At 44.0% G+C, this 24834-nt stretch carries 24 protein-coding genes; all 24 read left to right on the plus strand.

Annotated features, from left to right (window positions below; all coding sequences use genetic code 11):
* Positions 1-29: 29 nt before the first annotated feature.
* The 24 genes from AC58UW_RS05775 to recA all read left to right on the plus strand — a co-directional run bounded on the left by AC58UW_RS05775 (position 30) and on the right by recA (position 24822).
* Positions 30-1286 (plus strand): M16 family metallopeptidase, encoded by a 1257-nt coding sequence (locus AC58UW_RS05775; protein ID WP_497419728.1) that lies wholly within the window; start codon positions 30-32, stop codon positions 1284-1286.
* Complete coding sequence (gene dut, locus AC58UW_RS05780; RefSeq protein WP_497419729.1) at positions 1273-1728, plus strand: dUTP diphosphatase; 456 nt, start codon at positions 1273-1275, stop codon at positions 1726-1728. Before AC58UW_RS05775 ends, dut begins: the two co-directional genes overlap by 14 nt.
* Positions 1729-1852: 124 nt before the next feature.
* Positions 1853-2752, plus strand: a complete 900-nt coding sequence (gene dpsA / locus AC58UW_RS05785; RefSeq protein WP_497419730.1) for a dipicolinate synthase subunit DpsA — start codon at positions 1853-1855, stop codon at positions 2750-2752.
* On the plus strand, positions 2749-3342 hold the full coding sequence (locus AC58UW_RS05790; RefSeq protein WP_127450986.1) for a dipicolinate synthase subunit B: 594 nt from the start codon (positions 2749-2751) through the stop codon (positions 3340-3342). Before dpsA ends, AC58UW_RS05790 begins: the two co-directional genes overlap by 4 nt.
* Before the next feature lie 35 nt (positions 3343-3377).
* Complete coding sequence (locus AC58UW_RS05795; protein ID WP_497419731.1) at positions 3378-4415, plus strand: aspartate-semialdehyde dehydrogenase; 1038 nt, start codon at positions 3378-3380, stop codon at positions 4413-4415.
* Between the two features lie 44 nt (positions 4416-4459).
* Positions 4460-5677, plus strand: a complete 1218-nt coding sequence (gene dapG / locus AC58UW_RS05800; RefSeq protein WP_497419732.1) for an aspartate kinase — start codon at positions 4460-4462, stop codon at positions 5675-5677.
* 25 nt (positions 5678-5702) lie between these two features.
* Complete coding sequence (gene dapA / locus AC58UW_RS05805; protein WP_497419733.1) at positions 5703-6566, plus strand: 4-hydroxy-tetrahydrodipicolinate synthase; 864 nt, start codon at positions 5703-5705, stop codon at positions 6564-6566.
* 168 nt (positions 6567-6734) lie between these two features.
* Complete coding sequence (locus AC58UW_RS05810) at positions 6735-8411, plus strand: ribonuclease J (RefSeq protein WP_171685943.1); 1677 nt, start codon at positions 6735-6737, stop codon at positions 8409-8411.
* 177 nt (positions 8412-8588) lie between these two features.
* A complete protein-coding gene (locus AC58UW_RS05815) occupies positions 8589-9329 on the plus strand; it encodes a ClpP family protease (RefSeq protein WP_497419997.1) in 741 nt (246 codons plus the stop codon).
* Entirely contained in the window at positions 9326-9562 is a 237-nt protein-coding gene (locus tag AC58UW_RS05820; protein WP_497419734.1) for a YlzJ-like family protein, read from the plus strand. Before AC58UW_RS05815 ends, AC58UW_RS05820 begins: the two co-directional genes overlap by 4 nt.
* A 64-nt stretch (positions 9563-9626) precedes the next feature.
* Positions 9627-12191 carry a DNA translocase FtsK gene (locus tag AC58UW_RS05825; RefSeq protein ID WP_497419735.1) on the plus strand — a complete coding sequence of 855 codons (2565 nt, stop codon included), beginning with the start codon at positions 9627-9629 and terminating at the stop codon, positions 12189-12191.
* A 139-nt stretch (positions 12192-12330) separates the two neighbouring features.
* Positions 12331-13131: a spore cortex-lytic enzyme gene (sleB, locus tag AC58UW_RS05830; protein WP_497419736.1), complete on the plus strand. Its 801-nt coding sequence runs from the start codon at positions 12331-12333 to the stop codon at positions 13129-13131.
* Positions 13132-13230: 99 nt separating this feature from the next.
* Positions 13231-14511: an EF-P 5-aminopentanol modification-associated protein YfmF gene (yfmF, locus tag AC58UW_RS05835; RefSeq protein WP_497419737.1), complete on the plus strand. Its 1281-nt coding sequence runs from the start codon at positions 13231-13233 to the stop codon at positions 14509-14511.
* A gap of 3 nt (positions 14512-14514) precedes the next feature.
* Positions 14515-15804 carry an EF-P 5-aminopentanol modification-associated protein YfmH gene (gene yfmH / locus AC58UW_RS05840; RefSeq protein ID WP_497419738.1) on the plus strand — a complete coding sequence of 430 codons (1290 nt, stop codon included), beginning with the start codon at positions 14515-14517 and terminating at the stop codon, positions 15802-15804.
* Positions 15801-16556: an elongation factor P 5-aminopentanone reductase gene (gene ymfI / locus AC58UW_RS05845; protein ID WP_497419739.1), complete on the plus strand. Its 756-nt coding sequence runs from the start codon at positions 15801-15803 to the stop codon at positions 16554-16556. Before yfmH ends, ymfI begins: the two co-directional genes overlap by 4 nt.
* A gap of 95 nt (positions 16557-16651) precedes the next feature.
* Positions 16652-16903, plus strand: a complete 252-nt coding sequence (locus AC58UW_RS05850) for a DUF3243 domain-containing protein (protein WP_497419740.1) — start codon at positions 16652-16654, stop codon at positions 16901-16903.
* Positions 16904-16994: 91 nt separating this feature from the next.
* Entirely contained in the window at positions 16995-17846 is an 852-nt protein-coding gene (locus AC58UW_RS05855; RefSeq protein WP_497419741.1) for a hypothetical protein, read from the plus strand.
* Positions 17847-17965: 119 nt separating this feature from the next.
* A complete protein-coding gene (locus AC58UW_RS05860) occupies positions 17966-18709 on the plus strand; it encodes a DUF3388 domain-containing protein (RefSeq protein ID WP_497419998.1) in 744 nt (247 codons plus the stop codon).
* A gap of 49 nt (positions 18710-18758) precedes the next feature.
* Positions 18759-19637, plus strand: coding sequence for a helix-turn-helix domain-containing protein (locus tag AC58UW_RS05865; RefSeq protein WP_497419742.1), 879 nt, complete (start codon positions 18759-18761; stop codon positions 19635-19637).
* Positions 19638-19783: 146 nt separating this feature from the next.
* Positions 19784-20275, plus strand: coding sequence for a YajQ family cyclic di-GMP-binding protein (locus tag AC58UW_RS05870; RefSeq protein WP_145656345.1), 492 nt, complete (start codon positions 19784-19786; stop codon positions 20273-20275).
* Between the two features lie 127 nt (positions 20276-20402).
* On the plus strand, positions 20403-21731 hold the full coding sequence (gene rimO / locus AC58UW_RS05875; protein ID WP_497419743.1) for a 30S ribosomal protein S12 methylthiotransferase RimO: 1329 nt from the start codon (positions 20403-20405) through the stop codon (positions 21729-21731).
* The gene (pgsA, locus tag AC58UW_RS05880) at positions 21728-22315 is read left to right on the plus strand and encodes a CDP-diacylglycerol--glycerol-3-phosphate 3-phosphatidyltransferase (RefSeq protein ID WP_497419744.1); all 588 of its coding nucleotides are present in this window, start codon (positions 21728-21730) and stop codon (positions 22313-22315) included. The genes rimO and pgsA overlap by 4 nt, the downstream gene beginning before the upstream one ends.
* A 41-nt stretch (positions 22316-22356) precedes the next feature.
* Positions 22357-23607: a competence/damage-inducible protein A gene (locus AC58UW_RS05885; protein WP_497419745.1), complete on the plus strand. Its 1251-nt coding sequence runs from the start codon at positions 22357-22359 to the stop codon at positions 23605-23607.
* A gap of 171 nt (positions 23608-23778) precedes the next feature.
* Positions 23779-24822: a recombinase RecA gene (gene recA / locus AC58UW_RS05890; RefSeq protein ID WP_497419746.1), complete on the plus strand. Its 1044-nt coding sequence runs from the start codon at positions 23779-23781 to the stop codon at positions 24820-24822.
* Positions 24823-24834 lie beyond the last annotated feature (12 nt).

A 24834-nucleotide genomic window follows, 5' to 3' on the forward strand; every position in this document is an offset into this window, starting at 1 on the left:
ACGGGGCTTCATTTTGAGGAGGAAACTTAGTGATCAAATATCGCTTACATAATGGCTTGAGAGTGGTTATGGAACAAATCCCTACTTTTCGATCGGTCACGTTCGGAATTTGGGTGAAGACTGGCTCACGTAATGAGTCTCAAGAACAAAACGGCATTTCGCACTTTATTGAACACATGCTGTTCAAAGGAACGGAACGCCATTCAGCAAAAGATATTGCAGAGATATTTGATGGAATTGGCGGGAATGTCAATGCATTTACCTCCAAAGAGTATACGTGCTATTATGCCAAAGTACTCGATGAGCATTTGCCGCTAGCTATGGATGTGCTTTCCGATATGTTCTTCAATTCTTCCTTTGATGAAGGGGAGCTGGAGAAAGAAAAGGGAGTCATTTATGAAGAAATTTCTATGTACGAAGATACACCTGACGACTTGGTCCATGATTTGTTAGCGAAAGCTTCATATGGAACTCATCCATTAGGCTATACGATTCTCGGTACTGCAGAGAATTTATCCAAAATGAAGTCCGATGATCTTCGTAATTATATGAAGAAACATTATAATACGGAGAATACAGTACTTAGTATTGCTGGCAATATTGATGACAGTGTTCGTGAACTGATTGAGAAGCATTTCGGGGGATTCACACAAACGGGTACAGAAACGAGTTATGATGCGCCGGACTTTCTTGGTGAATTGATTTTCCATGCTAAAAAAACAGAACAAAATCATATCTGCCTCTCACTGCCGGGTCTCTCGCTACAAGAGGAAAACCTGTACCCTATGGTGCTGCTCAATAACGCGATCGGCGGGGGCATGAGTTCCAGACTATTTCAGGAAATACGTGAGAAACGCGGCTTAGCTTACTCGGTATATTCGTATCATTCTTCCCATATCGATAGCGGCATGTTTACTATATATACAGGTACAGCCCCTAAACAAACAGAAGAGGTACTGAAAGTCACAATGGAGCTGCTGCATGATATTGCGGTAAAGGGCATGTTAGAGTCCGAGTTGAAAAAAGGGAAAGAACAGCTGAAAGGCAGCTTAATTCTTAGCCTTGAAAGTACAAGCAGCCGAATGAACCGTTTTGGGAAAAATGAGCTGATGACCGGCAAGCATTACAGTTTGGATGAGATGCTTGAGCGTATTGATAGTGTACAAATGGAGCACATTCAAGCATTAACCAAAACGTTATTCTCAAGGCCTTTCGCTCTCTCTATGGTAGGGAATTCCGATGATGTGATTAGCAACTTCAGGAGGGATCAGCTTGTCTCTCTCTAAGTTTGATGTCCAAATAAAAAGAGTCTCCGGGCAGGAAGATATCCTTTTGCCTCAGAAAATGTCTGCAGCTGCAAGTGGATTTGATCTTCATGCTGCTGTAAGCGAACCTGTTATTCTTGCTCCAGGCGAGCGTCGTCTCATTCCTACTGGTTTTGCATTGAGCATGCCACCAGAGCTAGAAGCTCAGATTCGGCCACGTAGCGGATTAGCTTATAAATATGGCATTACGACACTGAATTCACCAGGAACAATCGATGCAGATTATCGCGGTGAAGTGAAAGTACTGCTGATCAATCTTGGACAGGAAGCGTTCACGATTGGGCGAAATGAACGCATTGCACAAATGGTTTTTCAGCTTGTACCACAGATTGATTTAGTGGAAGTTAACGAGTTGACGGAAACGGAGCGGGGCTCTGGCGGGTTCGGTCACACGGGACGATAATAAGTAGAAGGAAGGACCTCTGAAAAGGGGTTCTTTTTTGTTTCAAAAAGCAGTGGCACCCATCCTTAGGCGAACGCATACTATAACGTATCGAAACGGACCGAGAAAGGGGTGTAAGCAAAGAATGCTTACTGGGATTTCGGTTGCTTTCATGGGTGGAGACGCCCGGCAGCTAGAAGTAATTCAGAAATTTACCGAGCTTGATGCGACAGTAACATTATTCGGTTTTGACAATCTCGGGAGGCAATTTAGCGGTGTTTCCAATGCGAAACTAGATCCCGTGCTGCTTCAAACTGTTGATGTTCTTATTTTGCCGGCTGTAGGTACGGATGATTCGGGACAAGTGGAATCTATTTTTTCAAGCGAAGAGTTGAGATTAACGGACGCTCATATTTCTTCGCTGCCGAAGCATGCCAAAGTGTACACGGGAATGGCCAAAAGTTATTTGAAAAAACTTTGTGCCGCACATGGCATCGGCGTTGTGGAGTTATTTGATCGGGACGATGTCGCGATATACAACTCTATTCCAACAGCTGAGGGCGCTCTGATGATGGCGATACAGAACACGGATATTACAATTCATGGTTCTGTATGTATGGTTTTAGGTTTTGGTCGTACGGGTTTCACCATGGCCAAAACACTGCAAGGTTTAGGGGCTACCGTTAAGGTAGGGGTAAGGAGACCAGAGCATTTCGCAAGGGCGTGGGAGATGGGTTTTCAGCCTTTTTATACGGAAGATCTGTATCCGGAAGTGGGGAATATTGACTTGCTTTTTAACACAATTCCGACTATGATAGTCACAGCGCAAGTTATTACCAATATCCCACATCGCGCGCTTATCATCGATTTGGCTTCTAAACCCGGCGGAACGGACTTCCGATTTGCCGAAAAAAGAGGCATCAAAGCGATGCTGGCGCCCGGATTACCTGGCATCGTCGCCCCCAAAACAGCTGGCCGCATCATGGCTAACACATTAAGTCAGCTGATCGAGGAAGACTTCAGAGACAGGAGCGATGTGGAATGAATTGGCAAGGGAAAACAGTCGGTTACGCGTTAACCGGTTCTCACTGTACGCTGGAAGAGGTAATGCCTCAAATTCAGAGATTTGTAGATGCAGGTGCACGTGTCATTCCGATTGTATCCAATACGATCATGACAACGGACACGCGCTTCGGTAAATCGGCAGATTGGCAGCAGCAGTTAAAGGACATAACAGGCAACAACATCATTTCGACAATTGTAGATGCAGAACCACTAGGTCCATCCAAGTTGCTTGATGTGATGGTTATTGCGCCGTGCACAGGAAATACAACTAGCAAGCTAGCAAATGCAATGACAGAAAGCCCTGTACTTATGGCAGCCAAAGCGCAAATGCGGAACTTACGTCCGCTAGTTTTAGCTATTTCAACTAATGACGGACTGGGTCTAAATGCGATGAATATCGCTAAGCTTCTGATTACAAAGAACATTTATTTTGTTCCTTTTGGTCAAGATGCACCTGGAGCTAAGCCAAATTCGTTGGTGGCTCGCATGGACTTGATTATGGAAGCTTGTGAATCTGCGTTGGATGGCAAGCAGTTGCAACCCATGATTATTGAGAGATTTCAATACTAATTCATATATAATTCTTGAAGGGGAGAGACCAGCTCATGTCCAACCAGAAGCTTTTCAACATTGCAGTCGTCGGAGCAACAGGTGCAGTAGGTGAACAAATAATCCGTCTATTAGAAGAACGGAATTTCCCCATCAATGAATTAAAATTGCTTTCTTCCGCTCGCTCAGCAGGTGTAAAGATCCCTTTCAAAGGCCAAGATGTAACCGTTCAAGAAGCTACCCCTAATAGCTTTGAAGGTGTAGATATTGCCTTGTTTAGCGCTGGCGGCGACGTTACTAAAGCATTAGCTCCGCACGCGGTTAAAGCGGGCGCAATTTGTATTGATAACACAAGTGCATACCGGATGGATCCGGACACACCTCTGGTTGTTCCAGAAGTGAATGTTGACAAAATCAACGAGCACAAAGGTATCATTGCAAATCCGAACTGTTCCACGATCCAGATGGTTGCAACATTGAAGCCGTTATACGATCGTTATGGCATTTCCCGTATCATCGTGTCGACGTATCAAGCTGTTTCTGGAGCGGGCGCGAAAGCTATTCATGAAATGTTGAGACAATCGAAAGAGGTACTTGCAGGAAACGATGCGAATCCGGAAATTTTGCCAGTGGGCTCTTTGCCGGTGAAACACCAAATCGCTTTTAATGCAATCCCCCAAATCGACAAATTCCTCGACAATGGGTTTACCAATGAAGAAATGAAAATGATTCTTGAAACGAAAAAAATTATGGGTGACGAGTCCATTGAAGTGACTGCCACTTGTGTGCGTGTTCCTGTTGTTTATGGTCACTCAGAGTCCGTTTACGTGGAATTGAAGGAAGATTTCGACGTAGAAGAAGTGAAAACATTGCTTGCGAATGCTCCAGGTATCGTGTTAGTTGACAACCCTGCTGAGCAGCAATATCCATTAGCGACAGATGCAGCGGGTAAGTTGGAAACTTTTGTTGGACGCGTACGCCGCGATTTGAGCAACCCAAGAGCACTGAATATGTGGATTGTTTCTGACAACCTGCTCAAAGGCGCTGCTTGGAATGCTGTGCAAATTGCTGAATATATTGCTATAGAACAATAATCAGCATAACTGCAATCAAGTTGCAGTGAATATGGGGGAAACTCATGCGAATCCTTGTACAGAAATTCGGAGGTACCTCGCTTTCCACCGCACAAGCTAGAGAACACGTTATTGGACATATCCAAGATGCACTAATTGATGATTACAAATTAGTTGTTGTTGTTTCTGCGATGGGACGCAAAGGCGAACCCTATGCGACTGACACGCTTATAGACCTTGTTCGTAAGAACGGGGAAGGGCTGCCAGCGCGAGAACTCGATATGCTAATGGGCTGCGGAGAATTAATTTCTGCGGTACATTTGTGCAGCTTATTGCAATCTAGAGGCATACGGTCAACAGTTTTGACGGGTGGGCAAGCTGGCATTTTGACAAATGATGTGCACGGTAACGCTAAGATCGTTGCCATGCAGCCTAACCGTATTTTAGAATTACTGGAACAAGACATGGTTGTTATTGTTACTGGTTTTCAAGGTAAAACAAGCGAGGATGAGCTGACTACGCTGGGACGCGGAGGTAGTGATACATCAGCGACTGCATTAGGAGCAGCACTGAAAGCTGAAATTGTTGATATTTTCACCGACGTGAATGGGATAATGACAGCGGATCCAAGAATTGTAGAGGACGCTAAACCGCTTGTTCGCGTGAGCTTTGCCGAAATTTGCAATATGGCGCATAATGGCGCCAAAGTGATTCATCCGCGTGCCGTAGAAGTCGCTATGCACGCTAATATTCCGATCCGGGTGCGATCCACGTTCACGAAGGAATTAGGCACTTTGGTTACAGCTTCAGACAGTATCCCGCATGATTTGAATCAAGTGAAAGACCGCTTTGTTACGGGGATTGCCCATTTTACGAATATTACGCAAATTCATGTGGCCGCCGTTGAGGGGCAATTTGATCTGCAGCTTCGTGTATTCAAAACGATGGCGCAGAACCAGATCAGTGTTGATTTTATCAGTGTGAATCCTTCGGCAGTTGTTTATACCGTATTCGATCACGAGGCCGAGCGTGCAGTTAAGCTGCTTAGGAGCCAAGGTTATGAACCCCATGCTTTAAGTGGATGTGCAAAGGTATCCGTGATTGGCGGGGGTATGAACGGTGTGCCGGGTATTATGGCGCATATTGTAGAGGCTTTAACGGTAGAAGACATACGGATCCTGCAATCAGCCGATTCGAATACAACGATTTGGGTGCTTGTTCAAGGTGAAGATATGATTAAATCAGTTAAAGCATTACATCATAAATTTGGTTTAAATAAATGAATATGAGATTGAGGAGGTGCAGACGGTGGATTTTGGAAGAGTAATCACAGCCATGGTCACTCCGTTTGACGAGCAATTACAAGTCAACTGGGACCAAGTAGAACCGCTAATCAATTATTTGATCGAAGAGCAGCAGTCTGATAGCCTCGTAATTTGTGGGACCACTGGTGAGGCGCCTACATTAACTGAAGAGGAGAAGCTGAAGCTTATCGAGCTATCCGTTCGTTATGCCCGAGGTCGTTGCAAAATCATTGCAGGCACTGGAAGCAATGACACTGCACACACCATCCATTTCTCCCAAAAGGCCCAGAAACTCGGAGTCGATGCTTTACTCATCGTTGCTCCTTACTATAACCGCCCATCACAAGAGGGGCTGTACCAGCATTTTAAAGCAGTTGCTGAATCCGTAAAGGTTGGTATCATGCTTTATAATGTACCGGGACGTACTGGTGTCAATTTGGATGCTGAAACAACAATTCGCCTTTCCCACATTTCGAATATAGTGGCAACCAAGGATTGTGCGAACACGGATCAATTAACCCGTATTCTTAACGATGCAGCCCCTGGTTTTCTAGTATATAGCGGGGACGACAGCAATGCCCTGCCAGCAATATCCGTTGGTTGTCATGGAATTATTAGCGTTGCGAGTCATGTGATTGGAAAAGAAATGCAATCTATGGTAAAGTATTATTTAGAAGGTAACATTCAGCAAGCGGCAGAGCTTCATCGTAAGCTGCACCCTGTGTTTATTGGTATTTTCCGTGTTCCGAGTCCTGCACCAATTAAGCATGCTCTTGCACTGAAAGGCATTCAAACAGGGGGCGTGAGACTTCCGTTAGTTCGCGTATCCGAGCAAGAAGGACAATTCATCCAATCACTTTTTGTATGATAACGCCTAATGAATCGGTGCTCCGGCATCGGTTTTCTTTTTTTGGGGAAGCTATTGTAATCGGTATTAACTTGTATTTGTTGTTTTTTTTCATGTATAATGGTTGCAAGTGACTAGTTCGGTTTTTCATTTAAAATTCGTCGTCCAATCTTAGAAGGAGGTATATTCTTGTCCAAAAAAAATATTGATAAACTTTTGATCTTCGCTCTTGGCGGCGTGGGCGAAATCGGAAAAAATATGTATTGTGTTCAGTATGCGAACGATATCATCGTCATTGATAGTGGTTTGAAGTTTCCTGAGCAGGACATGCTCGGAATTGATATTGTCATTCCAGATATCGGATACTTAACGGAGAATCGGGATAAAGTACGCGGCATTATCATAACTCACGGCCATGAAGATCATATCGGCGGCTTACCTTACGTGCTTAAGCACCTTAATGTTCCACTGTATGCTACTAAGCTTACAATGGGTCTCATTGAGGCGAAGCTGAAGGAAGCAAACTTGCTCGGTACGACGAACCGAATCCTCATTAATGCGGATTCTGTGCTTTCCTTAGGCACGATTACAGCAACATTCTTCAAAACCAATCACAGTATCCCTGATTCTGTCGGTGTCGCTCTGGATACGCCGGAAGGCGTCGTTGTTCATACAGGGGATTTCAAATTTGATCAAACTCCTGTTAATGATCAATACGCCGATTTGCACCGTATGGCAGAGATCGGAAAGAAAGGCGTTCTAGCCTTGCTTTCTGACAGTACCAATGCAGAACGACCTGGTTACACAGGTTCAGAGCGCAGTGTGGGCATTGAGATTGAAGAAGTGTTCCGTAAAGCTAAACAGAGAGTTGTCATTGCAACTTTTGCATCTAACATTCATCGTGTACAACAGGTGTTTGATGCAGCGGCTGCAACGAATCGTAAAGTTACCGTCATAGGTCGAAGCATGGTAAATGTGGTATCGATTGCAAGCGAATTAGGCTACTTGAACATTCCGGATGGCATGTTGATTGAGCCTGAAGAAGTGAACAAGCTTGCTGCTGATCGGGTTGTCATTCTTTCCACAGGAAGCCAAGGCGAGCCGATGTCTGCACTTACAAGAATGGCGCGTTCCACCCACCGTAAAGTTGATATTTTACCAGGTGATACGGTCATTATTGCAGCTACGCCGATTCCAGGGAATGAACGTGATGTAGGTCGTACCGTAGATGAACTGTTCCGTATTGGCGCTAATGTCATTTATGGACCAGGTTCAGTAACCGGTGTACACGTATCAGGTCATGGCAGTCAAGAAGAATTGAAGCTTATGCTCAATTTGATGAAGCCGAAATACTTTATTCCAATTCACGGTGAATATCGCATGCTGCGTCAACATGGTATCCTTGCGGAGTCTGTGGGTATGGCGAAAGAAGATATTTTTATGTGCGATATCGGTGACACGGTAGAAATTCAAAATGGGGTTGCACGCAAAGGATCCAAGGTTCAGAGCGGCAACATTCTGATTGATGGACTGGGCGTCGGAGATGTAGGCAACATTGTGTTGCGTGACCGTAAGTTACTGTCTCAGGATGGTATTCTTGTAGTTGTCGTTACTCTCAGTAAACAAGATGGCAAAATCTTATCCGGACCGGATATTATCTCTCGTGGATTCGTTTATGTACGTGAATCAGAGGGCCTCTTGGAAGAAGCCAATCGAATCGTTACCAATACTTTAACGAAATTAATGAATGAAAATGTAAATGAGTGGGCATCTTTAAAAACTAACGTAAAAGATGTTCTAGGACGCTTTTTATATGAACAAACCAGAAGAAGACCAATGATCCTTCCAATTATCATGGAAGTCTAGGCTCGAACAGTCACTTGAACCTATGCAAATAGCAAAGCTCTCTCCATCACTGGAGGGAGCTTTTTTCAGTTGCTTCTCAAGAAGAAATGATGCATGAAAGGAACCAAGAATATTCATACTATGGGAGATTATGATCCATGCATGTAAGGATTGTTAGTCAAACATGAAGGGGGACTTATTGTGGCATCATCAACAGAACCGACGAAACAGCAGGAACCAGGGACAGAGGAAGGGAAAAAAAATCCGATCCTCGAGAATATTCAGCAATTAGGCCAAACCAATACGATTTCGGGTGAATCGAATATTTTTTGTCTTACGATAATCGGACAAGTGGAAGGCCATATCGTTCTCCCACCGCAGAACAAAACAACGAAATATGAGCATCTCATCCCACAATTGGTCGCCGCGGAACAGAATCCAAAAATTGAAGGCGTCATGATCATCTTAAATACAGTTGGCGGTGATGTTGAGGCTGGGCTAGCGATAGCAGAGATGGTAGCCACCCTCTCGAAGCCTTCGATCGCGTTAGTTCTAGGGGGAGGGCACAGCATTGGCGTCCCCATAGCGGTTTCAGCGGATTATTCCATTATTGCAGAAACAGCGACCATGACGATTCATCCGATCCGGTTAAACGGGTTAATTATTGGTGTTCCACAAACCTTTGAGTATCTAGATAAAATGCAAGAACGTGTCGTACGATTCGTAACGAAACATTCCAATATAACGGAACAAAAGTTTAAAGAGTTAATGTTTAAAACGGGGGAGCTGACCAGAGATATCGGGACAACGGTGATTGGAGAGGATGCTGTAAAATACGGCTTAATCAACCAAGTCGGAGGGATCGGCGATGCCATTCGAGAACTCAACAAGCGTATTGAATCCAAGAAAGCAGCTATGGGCGGTGGCATTGTACAATGATTCATTACTCGGTTGTGCCGATGGAAGTGATTTTTGAAGGGGCAGATACGTATGAGCCCAAATTCATGGATATTGACCAGGGTGGAATAATGATGCAGATTGAGCCAATTAGCGGCTTTCAAGCACGTATTGTTAGGCTGTACAGCTGTAACCCACAGGATTATTTAAAAGAGCAATATGCCCCTGGAACTATCATTTCTTACAGTCCAGTCGTTGGGACTTCACTCACTTAAAGCGTTGTTCCTGTATCATCCCTCAAGTCAAATATGGTATAATGTGGACTTGGGGGTGACAAGCGTGGCGAAACGCAAGAAGAAGGGTAAGGCTTTAAAAACAAGCTTGTTATTCGAATTGTACGGAATTCTCATTTTGATTTTTTCCGTCATTGCACTTGCCCATCAAGGACATGTCGGTAACTCATTGATTTACCTTTTCCGTTTTTTTGTTGGGACATGGTATTCGTTGGTGCCTCTTATTTTCATATATGTGGCCTTATATGCCATGATCAAACGTGCCTGGCCACAGATGGTGACGCCTAAGAAAGCAGGTATTTTACTGTTTATTCTTGGACTGCTGATAAAAAATCATATTGATTTATTTGCTCAGTTGTACCCCGATGGCGGATTTACGTCAGGTAAAATCATTTCGTCGACATGGAGCGCCATGTTGGAAGGGCTGCATCCGACGGAAGCAGGAAAGGCTGCGCTTGAGCACGGCATTGGCGGCGGAATGATCGGTGCCATGCTGTATAGTATCTTGTACTTTTTATTTGACTACTTGGGTGCAAGATTAATCCAATACGCCTTATTTGTAATCGGTTTTATTCTGGCTACTGGCATTTCTTATGTGGATATCGGGAACGTAATCCGCGGACGATTCAGCAATGTCGGACAAAATTTCAAAGACAGAATGAAAGAATGGCTGCAAGATCGAGAAGGGCGACAACCAGCGCAAGTTGCTACAGCTTCAGCATCTGGTGCTAACGATAAGAAAGTAAAGAGACCAGCTTATGTCCCTGTTGACGATGAGTTCGATGAAGAAGTATTCCAGCCAGTGAAACGCAAGAAGTCACCGCTTATTATGGAGTTGCTGCGACCTATTAAAGAAGGCCGGAAGAAGGCAACTACAGCGGCAAGCGATGAGAATGAAGATGACTTTTTACATAATGCAGAAGAAACAGAAGCTTCAGAACAAGTAGTTTATAAACCGAATGAAGTGCGATCTGCTGCCGATACTCCTGCGGAGGATCAGCCTGTCACACCGATCATTCGTGATTTCCAGGAGCAGGTTTTTCAAGAAGCACAACAATCGGTTAAACCTGTCTCGGCTACTTCTACAACTGTGCTACCTAAGACAAAACCTGCTTCAACGGGTGATGCAGCTGCGGAAGATGAGCCTGTTACCTTAGAATTTCAAGATAATGTGCCAGTCGTGCAAACTCGTCCTTATGAAATGCCGGCACTCGAACTATTGGCGAAGCCGGCTGTTGGCAAAGGCAGTGAGATGTCTGACTACAAAGCGAATGCCAGAAAGCTGGAAGCCACCTTGGAAAGCTTCGGTGTTCGTGCCAAAGTTCTCGAGGTCGTCAGAGGACCTGCTGTTACGCGGTATGAGATTCAGCCCGATGTCGGGGTGAAGGTGAGTCGAATTGTTTCCTTAACGGACGATATCGCGTTGGCGCTCGCTGCTAAGGACATTCGGATGGAAGCTCCGATTCCGGGTAAATCGGCGATTGGGATTGAGGTTCCAAATCTAGAGGTTTCGATTGTAACGATGCGAGAAGTGATGGAAACATCAGCTTTTCAAGAATCCAGCTCCCGCTTGTCTGTTGTACTCGGGAGGGATATTTCCGGACAACCGATCGTTGGGAATTTGGCTAGAATGCCCCATTTACTTGTAGCTGGTGCCACAGGATCAGGTAAATCCGTTTGTATCAACGGGATCATTACGAGTATCTTATATAAAGCTAAGCCGAACGAAGTCAAGTTTCTGATGATCGATCCGAAGATGGTTGAGTTAAATGTATACAACGGAATACCGCATCTTCTAGCGCCGGTTGTTACAGATCCACGCAGAGCTTCTCTAGCTCTTAAGAAGATCGTTGTCGAGATGGAGAAACGATACGAGCTATTCTCCAAGAGCGGCACGCGAAATATTGAGGGTTACAATGCTATGCTTACCGAGAGCGGCACGGCAGCTCCGCTGCCATATTACGTTGTTATTGTAGACGAGTTGGCTGATTTGATGATGGTCGCGGCTAATGACGTGGAAGATTCGATCTGCCGATTAGCTCAGATGGCTCGTGCAGCAGGTATTCACTTGATTATTGCCACACAACGGCCTTCCGTTGATGTTATCACGGGTGTAATCAAAGCAAATATCCCTTCACGTATTGCGTTCGGTGTTTCCTCACAAGTCGATTCACGGACCATTTTGGATATGGTTGGAGCTGAGAAGCTGTTAGGTCGAGGCGATATGCTTTATTTACCAGTTGGTGCATCCAAGCCTGTACGTGTACAGGGAGCTTTTTTATCTGACCAAGAGGTTGAACATGTCGTAACGTTTGTACGCACGCAAGAACAAGCCAACTATCAAGAAGAATTGGTGCCGCAAGTTGAAGAAATGCCTGAGCAGCAAAATGAATTCGAGGACGAGCTATATGATCAAGCCGTTCAAATCGTGTTAGAAGCGAAACAAGCCTCTGTTTCCTTGCTTCAAAGACGTATGCGGGTTGGCTATACACGTGCAGCAAGGCTTGTTGATGCCATGGAAGCCAAAGGAGTTGTCGGTCCTTATGAGGGAAGTAAACCCCGTGAGGTGTTGATGTCAATCGAGCAATACCAACACAATCGAATTAGTTGATAACCGATATAGGACAAATACATGGACACTCTCTTTCTGGAGAGTGTTTTTGTTTGCATAAACAAAGACCCCCTTTCTCATAATAAGCTAAGAAAAGCAAGAAAAGGCTCTTATTTGAAAAGTGAGGTTGAGAAGGGGAATGAATAAACGATTAATTGTACTAACCTTTTGTATTGTTTTCGTATTGGTTGTTGCATTCCAATTGAAAGGAAAGTTCAACCCGCCAGCAGAAGAAACGTTCAGCAAAAATGAGATACGTTATGGAGCTACGGGTGCAGACGTCAATGAACTGCAAGGGCGTTTGAAATTCATCGGTTTTTATGGCGGTAATATAGACGGCGACTACGGGTATAAGACATTAACGGCTGTGAAACGTTTCCAAGGCGAATTTGGAATGACAGTAGATGGCATTGTAGGGGCAAAAACGAAGCTTAAGCTCTGGGAAGCCACGAAAAATTGGAAACCAACAGCGCCGGCGACAGGTGGAAACACTGGTAGTGGTGGCGGTGGAAATACCGGTGGTACAGAGAAGGTGACTTCCGACCAAAAGCCGGCTAATCTGGTTCCATCTAATAACCTCGGGCTTTCGGAGCAGGATATTAACTTGATGGCTAATGCTGTGAACGGTGAAGCCCGCGGAGAGCCGTATGTTGGACAAGTTGCAGTGGCAGCAGTCATTTTGAACCGTGTCAAGAACCCAAGCTTCCCCAATACGGTTTCGGGCGTTATCTTTCAACCTGGTGCGTTCACTGCCGTAGCAGATGGTCAAATTTGGCTTACACCTAGCGAATCGACGAAAAAAGCGGTCAAAGATGCATTAAGCGGCTGGGATCCTACAGGCGGGTGTATCTATTATTTTAACCCAGAAACAGCAACTTCCAAATGGATCTGGAGCAGACCACAGGTTAAGAATATTGGCAAGCATATTTTTTGTAAATAATTTTGAAATGGACAAGGAGAAGGGACCGGCATTGGTTGCTTCTCCTTCTCGTATAGGAATATAATGGAACTATTACGATCTTAGAAGGGAGACAGACCTTTGAAGCATATACAATTTGAGCGCAGCACACTGAATCACATTCGTTTGCATGTGCTGCCGACAGATCGGTTCAAAACGTTTGCTATTTCCGTGTACATAGGCCGTCCCTTAGATGAAGATACGGTCACAAATACCGCACTAACTCCTTTTGTTTTACGCAGAGGAACGGAATTACGGCCGGAAACGCAGCAATTTCGAGAGTATTTGGATGATCTGTATGGCGCAGGTTTTGGTTTTGATATTTACAAAAGAGGCGATTATCAAATTGTGCAGTTGCGGATGGATATTATTAATGACCGTTTCGTAAAATCTGCGCAGTCACTCTTAAAGCAAGGCCTCGATTTTGTTGGAGAAACTCTAACACGACCTGCTCTAGAGGGTAATCATTTTCGCAGCAAATATGTAGATTCCGAGAAGCAAACGCTTCAGAAGCGTATTGAATCCGTTATTAACGATAAAATTCGGTATGCGGCTGAGCGCTGTATCGAGGAAATGTGTAGCGACGATCCGTATCGACTTCACCCATTAGGTAAAATAGCTGATCTTGACCGTATCAATTCCCAACAGCTTTACGAACAGTATAGGCAGTGGCTTCAATCACAACCGATAGATATCTATGTGGTTGGCAACACAACGCTGGCTGAAGTTGAAGGAATTGTATCGTCTGCATTCAAGATTGAACGCAATAAAGATGTTGGTTACGTTACTACCGCTCCGCGGGGCGCCTCAGGCGAAGTGAAGACTATCGTCGAGAGATTGGACGTTAATCAAGGTAAATTGAACATGGGACTGCGCACGAATATTTCCTATGGTGATGAGCTTTATCCAGTAGCCCTCATGTATAATGGGGTTCTAGGAGGATATCCGCACTCCAAGCTGTTTATTAACGTCCGTGAGAAAGCGAGCCTAGCTTATTATGCTTCTTCTCGATTTGACGGGCACAAAGGTATATTAACGATCCAGTCAGGTATTGAAATGGCGAATTATGAGAAAGCGGTTGACATTATTCGCAAGCAGCTAACGGCTATGGAGCAGGGAGATATTAATGATATTGAACTAAGCCAGACTCGAGCTATGATTGCAAATCAGCTTCGCGAAATCCAGGATTCCGCTTTCGAATTAATTTCTTTTGATTTTAATGCGATCTTATCTGGTAAAGAGCGCACAGTAGCGGGATTAATCGAGTCCGTGGAACAAATCGGTATTCCAGCGATTGCTGAAGCTGCTAAGCGGGTTCAATTGGATACGATTTACTTTTTAAGGGATCAGAAGGGAGAGTAGGCCATGAAAGTTATTCCTTATCCACACCTGGGTGAAACGATTTATCACGAAGTGCTTGATAATGGGCTTCATGTGTTTGTTCTGCCCAAAGAAGGTTTCCAGAAAACCTATGCGACGTTCACGACGCAGTATGGTTCAATCGATAACGATTTTCAAGTTGAAGGGAAAGAGTCCGTTCAAGTTCCCGACGGTATTGCCCATTTCCTTGAGCACAAAATGTTTGAAGAGCCCGAAGGCGATATTTTCGCCACTTTTGCTTCAAACGGGGCTTCAGCCAATGCATTCACAAGCTTTGACCGAACAGCGTATTTGTTCTCGTCTACGGACAATTATTTAACGAATTTAACGACATTAATTAATTTCGTGCAAAATCCTTATTTTACAGATGAAAATGTGGAGAAGGAAAAAGGGATTATCGGTCAAGAGATCAAAATGTACGAAGATAATGCGGATTGGAGAAGCTATTACGGATTAATTGAATCCTTATACGCCAAGCATCCTATTCATATCGATATCGCGGGGACCGTAGCATCGATTTCCAAAATTACAAAGGAAACTTTATATGAGTGCTATCACACCTTCTACCACCCGAGCAATATGAGCTTGTTTGTTGTAGGTGGGGTCAATGCTGAAGAGGTAATTGCACTTGTTAAGGAAAATCAATCTGCCAAAACGTTTCCACCGCAAGGTGATATCAAAAGGTTTTTCCCAGAAGAGCCATTGGATGTGAAGGAATCACGCAGAGTTACCTTGCTTCCGGTATCGATGCCGAAGTGCTTAATTGGCTTCAAGGAGCAAGCTCCTGCTGTGAAAGGTAAAGATTTGCTAGTCAGAGAATTAACGACGAAATTAATGCTGGATATTTTGTTCAGCTCAAGCTCTGATATTTATCAAGCGCTTTATGATGAACAGCTCATTTCTGATAATTTCGGCCATGAATATAATTGCAGTGATGGCTATGCCTTCTCTATCCTTGGGGGGGACACGAAAGATCCTGATCAGCTTATTGCCCGTATTCGTGAAGAAGTTGAAGAGCGGAAGAGCTCGGGGCTTGATGAGGTTACCTTTGAACGCAGCCGCAAGAAGAAAATCGGGAATTTCTTACGGATGATGAATTCTCCGGAGTCGATTGCAAATGAGTTTACGAAATACCGGTTCAAAGGGATTGATTTGTTTGACATTTTGCCTGTCTATGAGCAAATTACACTTGATGATGTTAATCAACGTTTCAGGGAACATTTTGATTGGAGTAAGCTTGCTATTTCGATTGTTCAAAGTCGTGAGGAGTCGTGACCTTTTCCAAGCCATTCAGTGAGCAAACGGTTCTCATTACAGGAGCCAGCCGAGGAATTGGAGCAGCGATTGCTGAGCGTTTCGCCGCGGTAGGGATGAAAGTAGTCATCCACTACCGCGATTCTCATGAAGCGGCGAACGAAGTTGCCAGAACTTGCATGAAGCATGGCGCGAAGGTATTAACCGTATCTGCAGATGTGAAATCTCGTGAACAAATCGTGTTGATGAAGGAAAAGCTGGAGCAAAAAGAAATGGTTCCTGATATCATCGTGAATAATGCTGGCATCGCTCATTATGGGCTGTTGTCAGATGTAAGCGAAGAAGAGTGGGATTCTGTCATGGACGTTAATCTCAAGGGAGCATTTCTTTGTTCGCAAACCTTTATGAAGGCAATGATTACCCAAAAATATGGTCGAATTATTAATGTATCCTCGATTTGGGGCATCTCAGGAGCATCCTGTGAAGTCGTCTATTCAACGGCAAAGGGTGGGCTGAATGCGTTCACTAAGGCATTAGCCAAAGAGCTTGCCCCATCTGGTGTTACGGTGAATGCAGTTGCTCCTGGCGCTGTAGAGACAGATATGATGTCCGGGTTTCAAAGCGTGGAGCGGGACGCGATCGCCAGTGAAATTCCGGCCGGCCGCTTTGCAATGCCTTACGAAGTGGCTTCGCTCGTTTATTTCTTGGCGCTCCCCGAATCCGGCTATATCACAGGTCAAATTATAAGTCCTAATGGTGGTTGGTTAACTTAATGTTCTATTGTAAGAAGCACGCATAATTCTAGTGGGAGAAGCGAATATTACTTATGTAATAACCATCTCTCATATCTCAAAGGAGGCTTCTTACAATGGCTACAGTACTTAAAGTATTTGACAAGTGGAAAGAGTTTCTGGCTGAACGTGTTAGTCAAGCTGGACATGCGGGGATGAGTGAGGAAACCATCTCGAAGCTCGCTTTTCAAATTGGTGAATTTCTAGCTGATAAAGTTGATCCGGAAAATGAGCAGGAACGTGTGCTCAAAGAGCTGTGGGATGCAGGGGATGAGCAGGATAAACGTGTACTTGCCCGCCTCATGGTAAAATTAGTAGACAAAGGTTAATAACCGTTTTACAATTCAATAGGGTACTATGTGAGAGCCTCCTCTTTCGGAGGCTTTTGCACGCTTTCTTAGGTAGAAAGGAATCGAATTTATGATTATCAAACGTTCTATGCTTATGATTTTGCTCTTATCTTTCATTGTTGCTGGCTGTGGAAATCGAGGAATTCCTGTTATCAAACAGGAGTTATTGGATAAGAAATTGTCTGTCTTGATGCTTTCGAGCGTTAACTTGTCTCAAACCGCTAAGCAGTCCGTAGGGAGTGCGCTCCAAAAGTGGAGAGATGCCAATTATATTGCCTATGATTGGGTCAACGATTTGAGTGCGGTGGACGATCGTGTGATCACGAAATTGAAAGCAAGCTCGTACGATTACATATATGTTATCGGCAACGATTTGTTCCCATCGGCAAATGGGGTGATTCAGCAAAGCCTAAATCCGGGTAAATGGACATTATTACAGAGTCAACTGGATGTAAACGGGAGTGCGAGCACTGTCATTGAGCAGGCAGCGTTGATGCAAATTGATTCTCAGCAGATTGAGAACTTGAAGAATCAGTGGATTCAAAATCTCTTGGCTCAGAATGTTACAGTGGAGTGGGTAACGCGAAGTGATCGCCCAATTCCTTCTGCATGGGCACCTTCGGAAGAGGCGGACCACATTGTTTTGCTCGATAATAATGAACAGTGGTTCCAACAATTAGCTTTTCAAACAAGACAGCATTTTGCTACTTGGATTATTTTCTATACTCCCGCAACAGAAGCGCAGCTGCAAAAAGCAAAAACGCTAGGCATTTCTGCAATGGATGTCTCTAATTCATTATCTGCTGAGCTTAACTGGCCGCAAATTCTAGATAACCGGCTTCTTGCAATGACGAGCAAGTCATGGCAGAAAGGTCCCTTGAACTACAATGAAAAAGAGCTTACTGAACTTAAAGTGAAATAAATTAATGCCTTTTATAGAAGGAAATTGGCGAAATTTGTAGAATTTATTTGAAGAGCTAATAAAATGAACGATATAGATATTGCGATGAGGTGGAAGGATTGGACGTTAAAGAATGGTACATGGAGTATAAGATTCACAAGAACCGTCCCGGGTTATTAGGGGATATCGCTTCCTTAATGGGGATGTTGGATATTAATATTGTAACCATTAACGGTGTCGAAGATCGTACGCGTGGTATGCTCCTTCAAACCAATGATGAAGAAAAAATTGACTTAATGGGTAAAATGCTAAGAAAAGTAGATAATATTACTATTACGGCATTGCGTCCTCCTAAGCTCGTTGATATTTTGGCTGTACGACATGGTCGTTATATCGAACGCGATTCCGATGATCGCAAAACGTTTCGTTTTACCCGTGATGAATTAGGGTTATTGGTTGACTTCCTTGGAGAGGTGTTCAAGCGGGACGGGAACCATGTGATTGGACTTCGTGGCATGCCTCGCGTTGGCAAGACGGAATCGATTATCGCAGGAAGTGTATGCGCGAATAAACGTTGGACATTCGTTTCTTCCACATTACTTCGACAAACGGTCCGCAGCCAATTATCCGAGGATGAGATGACTCCTAATAATGTTTTCATTATTGACGGAATCGTTTCCACGATTCGTTCTAATGAGAAGCATCATACTCTTTTGCAGGATATCATGGCTATGCCTTCTACGAAGGTGATCGAGCATCCGGATATATTTATTCGTGAATCTGAATATACTTATAATCACTTTGATTATATTATTGAGCTTCGTAATAGTCCGGATGAGGAAATCAATTACGATTCATTTACGTACACGTCCGAACCATTTTAAGGTTTGTAACGTCATTAACTAATGAGATTCCCGTGGGGAGGTGACCATAATGTCTGATCTTGGATACATTTTACGTAAGACACGATTGGAAAGAAAGATTTCGCTTGACGATTTGCAGGAAGTTACAAAAATTCGTAAACGCTACCTTGAAGCCATTGAAGAAGGAAACTATAAAGTACTGCCAGGAAGCTTTTATGTACGAGCTTTTATCAAAAGCTATGCAGAAGCGGTAGGGCTGGATCCAACTGAAGTGCTGAATATGTACCAGACAACAAATCCTTCTCCAGTCGTTGAAAAACCGGTAGTAGAAACAATTCGCAAGAATCGAACGAGTGTTCGTAATACAGAGAAAATGAGCCGTTGGGCTTCAAGCGTCATGTTTATTTGTTTCATTTTGCTCATTTTCGGAATTGTGTACTATTATACATATAAGAATTACAAGGGAACACCGGCAGGAGAAAAGCCTTCTCAAACGCAGTCTCCGAGAATTACGGATACCACGAATCCCGGGGCAGGAACGACTCCGACAACTTCAACGAATGCCTCCAGTGAAGGTAAAGTGGAGCCTCTTCCGACCCCAACACCGGCACCAACACCAACGCCACCAGCGGTACAAGTTAAATTCAGCAGTAATGAAAAGGGTGTAGACAACTACACGATTACAGGCACTGCGAATTTGAACATACAGATGAAGATAAACGGTTCCTGCTGGATTCGAGTAGATGCTCTTGCAGAGGGAGGCGGTAAGGACATGTTAAGACAAAAGCTTTACAAAGCTGGAGATACTGACGCCTTTGATTTGACAAGTTCCGCCTATCTGAATGTAGGAGCAGCAAGTGCGCTAGAACTTACTGTGAATGGCACCGTGGTTCCTGTTGGTGATACGCCTAATCCTAAGCGTGTACAACTGAACTTGCAAAAAAACTAGCATTTTGGCAGTTCCTGCGCTTTCCCGGGTAATGAAATCATTTCCTCAAGAGACATCCTAGGCCGTGGGGCAGCTGGATGTTTCTTTTTATTAGACTTCTTGCTATAATGCTATTGTAATTTGATGGAAAGGGTGCTTGGTCTAAGATGAGTTCAGAAAGCTCGTTTGATATTGTATCCAAAGTGGATATGCAGGAATTAAATAACGCCATTCAGCAGGCGGAAAAAGAGATTGCAACCCGCTTTGATTTTAAAGGCAGCAAAAGCAGTATTAAGTTAGATAAGGATCAACTAGTCGTTACTTCGGATGACGAGTTTAAGCTTCAGAATGTTCTTGATATCCTGCACGCCAAAATGACGAAACGCGGGATCTCGATCAAAAATCTTGATTACAGCAAGGTAGAACCGGCTGCTAGCTCAACTGTCAGACAGAAAATCAGCATGAAGCAAGGTGTTGATCAAGAAAATTCGAAAAAAATCAACATTTTAATTCGTGATTCTAAGCTTAAGGTGAAAACGCAAGTGCAAGGAGATCAAATTCGGGTAACGGGCAAGAGCCGTGATGATTTGCAGGCTGTTATCGCTCTGCTGCGCAAGGCGGATATTCCACTTGATTTGCAATTTGTAAATTTAAAATAGGCATACATACCATGTTATTGAAGCAAAAGCCCCCTATTGCAAGGGGGTTTTTACATTTTGACACCCTATAGGGCTTGTATTATACTTGTAGGGAGTGTTTTTAGGACTATTGGAGGTTGTTTCGTTCATGACAGAAAAGGTTAAAGTAGTTACCCTCGGATGCGAGAAGAATATGGTCGATTCCGAGATTATGGCAGGATTAATACATGGTCGTGGTTTTCAGCTTGTAGATAACAAGGAAGATGCCACTGTCATTATCGTGAACACTTGCGGGTTCATTGATGCAGCGAAAGAAGAATCCGTAAATACAATTTTGGATATGGCAGAACTGAAAGAAACGGCAAAACTTAAAGCGCTTATCGTATCGGGTTGCTTAACACAGCGTTACAAAAAGCAGCTGCTGGATGAGATGCCTGAGATTGACGGAATCGTGGGAACGGGAGATTTTGATAAAATCAATCATATCGTAGACGAGGCTCTGCGCGGGAAAAGACCGGTTCTTGTTGGGAATCCGGTATTTAACTATGATGCGGACCTGCCAAGGCTTGTTACAACGCCTAGATACACAGCGTATGTAAAAATCGCCGAGGGTTGCGATAATGCTTGCACCTTCTGCAGTATTCCGATCATGCGAGGTAGTTTCAAAAGCAGAAGCATGGATTCCATTGTAGCGGAAGTAGCTAATCTCGCTTCACAAGGCGTGAAAGAGGTTAGTTTAATTGCTCAGGATTCTACGAATTACGGCACAGACATTTATGATAGCTTTATGTTGCCTACGCTTTTGAATAAAGTGAGCGAAGTAGAAGGAATTGAGTGGGTACGTCTGCACTATGCTTACCCCGGCTTCTTTAGTGATGAGTTAATTGAAGTTATGGCGACGAATCCGAAAGTGTGTAAATACATTGATATGCCACTTCAACACAGCGAAGATTCCATTCTTAAACGCATGCGTAGACCTGGCCGTCAAAAGGATACTCGTGAGTTGGTTCGTAAAATTCGCGAATCAATCCCGGATGTTGCGCTTCGGACTTCACTTATTGTAGGCTTCCCTGGAGAAACGGAAGAAGATTTCGAGAACTTGAAACAATTTGTTCGTGATGTTCAGTTCGATCGTCTTGGTGTTTTTGCCTATTCCAAAGAAGATGATACACCAGCAGCACGTTTGCCGAATCAAGTGCCTGATGATGTGAAAGAGTATCGTGCGAATGCCATCATGGAAATCCAAAGAGAAATTTCGAATATTCGCGGCGGACGCCGTATCGGTCAAGAAATCGATGTGTTGATTGAACGGTACGATGGTAGAAGTGATGTGTATATTGGGCGTTCTCAATTTGATGCTCCTGAGATCGATGGCGAAGTATTCGTATCGAATGGTAAGCTGACAATCGGTGAGCTCGCCAAAGTTCGCATTACCCACTCTTATGAGTTTGACTTATCTGGGGAGGTAATTGCATGAACCTGGCCAACCGCATCACCGTGGCGAGGATTTTACTAGTTCCGATCATCATGTTTTTTCTGTTGATTAAGGTAAAATTCCCTCATATACGGATTGAGGAATTTAGCATTACGTATAATCAAATTATTGCTGCATTGATTTTCATTATTGCAGCGAGTACAGATAGTTTAGATGGTTATATTGCCAGAAAACGCAATTTAGTAACCAATCTAGGCAAGCTGCTTGATCCCTTAGCGGATAAGCTGCTTGTTACGGCTGTTCTCGTTTCACTAGTGGAAATGGATAAAGTAGATGCTTGGATTGTGGTTGTTATTATCAGTAGAGAATGGGCTGTAACAGGTCTTCGCCAAATTGCTCTGCTCGAGGGCACGGTGATGGCAGCTAGCAAGTGGGGAAAAGCAAAAACGGCAGCTCAGATTACAGCCATCATAGCGCTACTTATCAATAATTTTCCGTTTACGTTTCTGCACATCCCTTTTGATGTAATAGCAAGTTGGGCAGCGGCTATCATTACGGTTTACTCAGGAATCGAGTATTTTGTGAAAAATAAACATGTCATAGACTTTTCAGAAAAGACACAATAGGGCAACCTATTGGTTTTTTTCTATTCTAGGAGGATGCTAGGATGAAAGCAGAAATTGTTGCTGTTGGAACAGAGCTCTTGCTTGGACAAATTGTAAATACGAATGCTCAATTTCTTTCTAGGGAGTGCGCGGCGATTGGCGTGGACATTTATTTCCAGACGGTAGTTGGTGATAATGAGCAGAGATTGTTGGAAAGCTTCAAACTAGCCGCCTCCAGAGCCGACGTCGTCATTTGTACAGGTGGTCTAGGTCCTACGCAGGATGACCTGACAAAAGATGTCCTAGCGGCGTATGTAGGCCGTCAGTTGATCATTCATGAGCCGTCGATGAGTGCGATCACACAAATGTTTCAAACACGCGGGATACATATGGTAGAAAGCAACAGGCGTCAAGCGTTGATGCTCGATGGAAGCGATCCATTACATAACGAAACAGGACTAGCAGTAGGCGTTGCATTCACGTTTGAAGGGACTCATTTCATTCTTCTGCCTGGACCGCCGAAAGAAATGAAGCCTATGTTTACCAAACATGCAATTCCTTGGCTGCGCACGATTATGAAAGATGAAGTTCCGCTGTATTCCAAAATGCTCAAATTTGCCGGTATCGGTGAATCTAATTTAGAGCATCAATTAATTGATTTGATTCAAGCTCAAACGGACCCAACCATTGCTCCATATGCCAAAGAAGGCGAAGTAACGATTCGTTTAACGACTCGTGCACATACCGCAGAAGAGGGCGAACGCAAGCTGTTTGCGACTGAGCAAGAAATTAGAAGCCGTTTAGGTCAACATATTTATGCGGAACAAGACGTTCCGATTGAAACGATTGTTTTGAAAATGCTGGATGAACGCAAGATGTCACTTGCTGTGGCTGAGAGCTGTACAGGTGGTTTGCTCAGCGATTTAATAACTTCTATCCCCGGGAGCTCGAACTCCTTTCTAGGGGGAATCATCTGCTATTCCAATGTGCTAAAACACAAACTTCTCGGTGTTCCTATGGAGATACTGGAAGGCGAAGGTGCTCCGGGTGCTGTTAGCAGCGAGACAGCGGTTATTTTAGCGGAAAACTTGCTTACGACAACTGGTAGTGACTTTGGCATTTCCGTTACTGGCGTAGCCGGTCCTGGCTCGTCTGAAGGTAAGCCTGTTGGACTTGTTTATATAGGTTTTGCGCAAAAGAACGCGGAAACTCAAGTGATTACGCTGCAGCTTTCCGGTAATCGGGAATCAATTAAGCACAGGTCGGCGAAGAGCGCACTCTACCACCTTTGGAAACAGTTGAAAGAAAGCTAGACTTCGCATATAATGTAAGAAGTGTTAACGGAAGAACCGTAACAAAGCGATAACTTTGTTGCGGTTTTTTGTTTGTTCGCGAAAAAGTCGAATGTATGTTCGAAAAAGTACTTGGCAAACACCCCGAAACAAGTTATCATATACCTATAATGATAGAAGGAAGTGAGTGTTTTGACAGACCGTCGCGCCGCACTTGATAATGCATTACGACAAATTGAAAAACAATTCGGAAAAGGCTCCATCATGAAGCTTGGAGAATCAACGCATATGCAAGTTGAAACGATTTCAAGCGGAGCGTTAGCCCTTGATATCGCTCTTGGAATAGGTGGATTCCCACGCGGAAGAATTATTGAAGTATACGGACCTGAATCCTCAGGTAAAACAACAGTAGCTCTACATGCTATCGCTGAAGTCCAAAAGTTCGGCGGACAAGCTGCATTTATCGATGCAGAGCACGCCTTGGATCCTTCTTATGCAAGTAAGCTCGGCATTAACATAGATGAGCTGCTGCTTTCTCAACCAGATACTGGTGAGCAAGCTCTAGAGATCGCAGAAGCGCTTGTAAGAAGCGGCGCGGTAGATATTATCGTTATCGACTCTGTAGCAGCACTAGTACCTAAAGCAGAGATCGAAGGCGAGATGGGAGACTCTCACGTGGGTCTGCAAGCACGTTTGATGTCTCAAGCACTTCGTAAGCTTTCAGGTGCGATTAATAAATCCAAGGTTATTGCGATTTTCATCAACCAATTGCGTGAGAAAGTCGGCGTTATGTTTGGAAACCCGGAGACAACTCCTGGTGGTCGTGCACTGAAGTTCTACTCTTCTGTTCGACTGGATGTTCGTCGTATAGAAACAATCAAGCAAGGTAATGACATGGTCGGTAACCGTACGAGAATTAAGGTCGTTAAGAATAAAGTAGCGCCTCCGTTCAAACAGGCGGAAGTGGATATTATGTACGGTGAGGGAATTTCACGCGAAGGTAGTATCATTGATATCGGGACTGAGATGGATATCGTGAATAAAAGCGGAGCATGGTATTCCTATGAAGGCGAGCGCTTAGGCCAAGGTCGTGAGAATGCTAAGCAATTTTTGAAAGATAACAAAGCAATTGCTGAAACGATCGAGCAAAAAATCCGTGAGAACAGCAATTTGATTGTTGCTGTTGGACCCAATGTTGACGAGGAAGACGATGAATTAGAAGCGGCTTTCGAATAAGATTCGAATATA

Source organism: Paenibacillus sp. J22R160 (assembly GCF_059692135.1).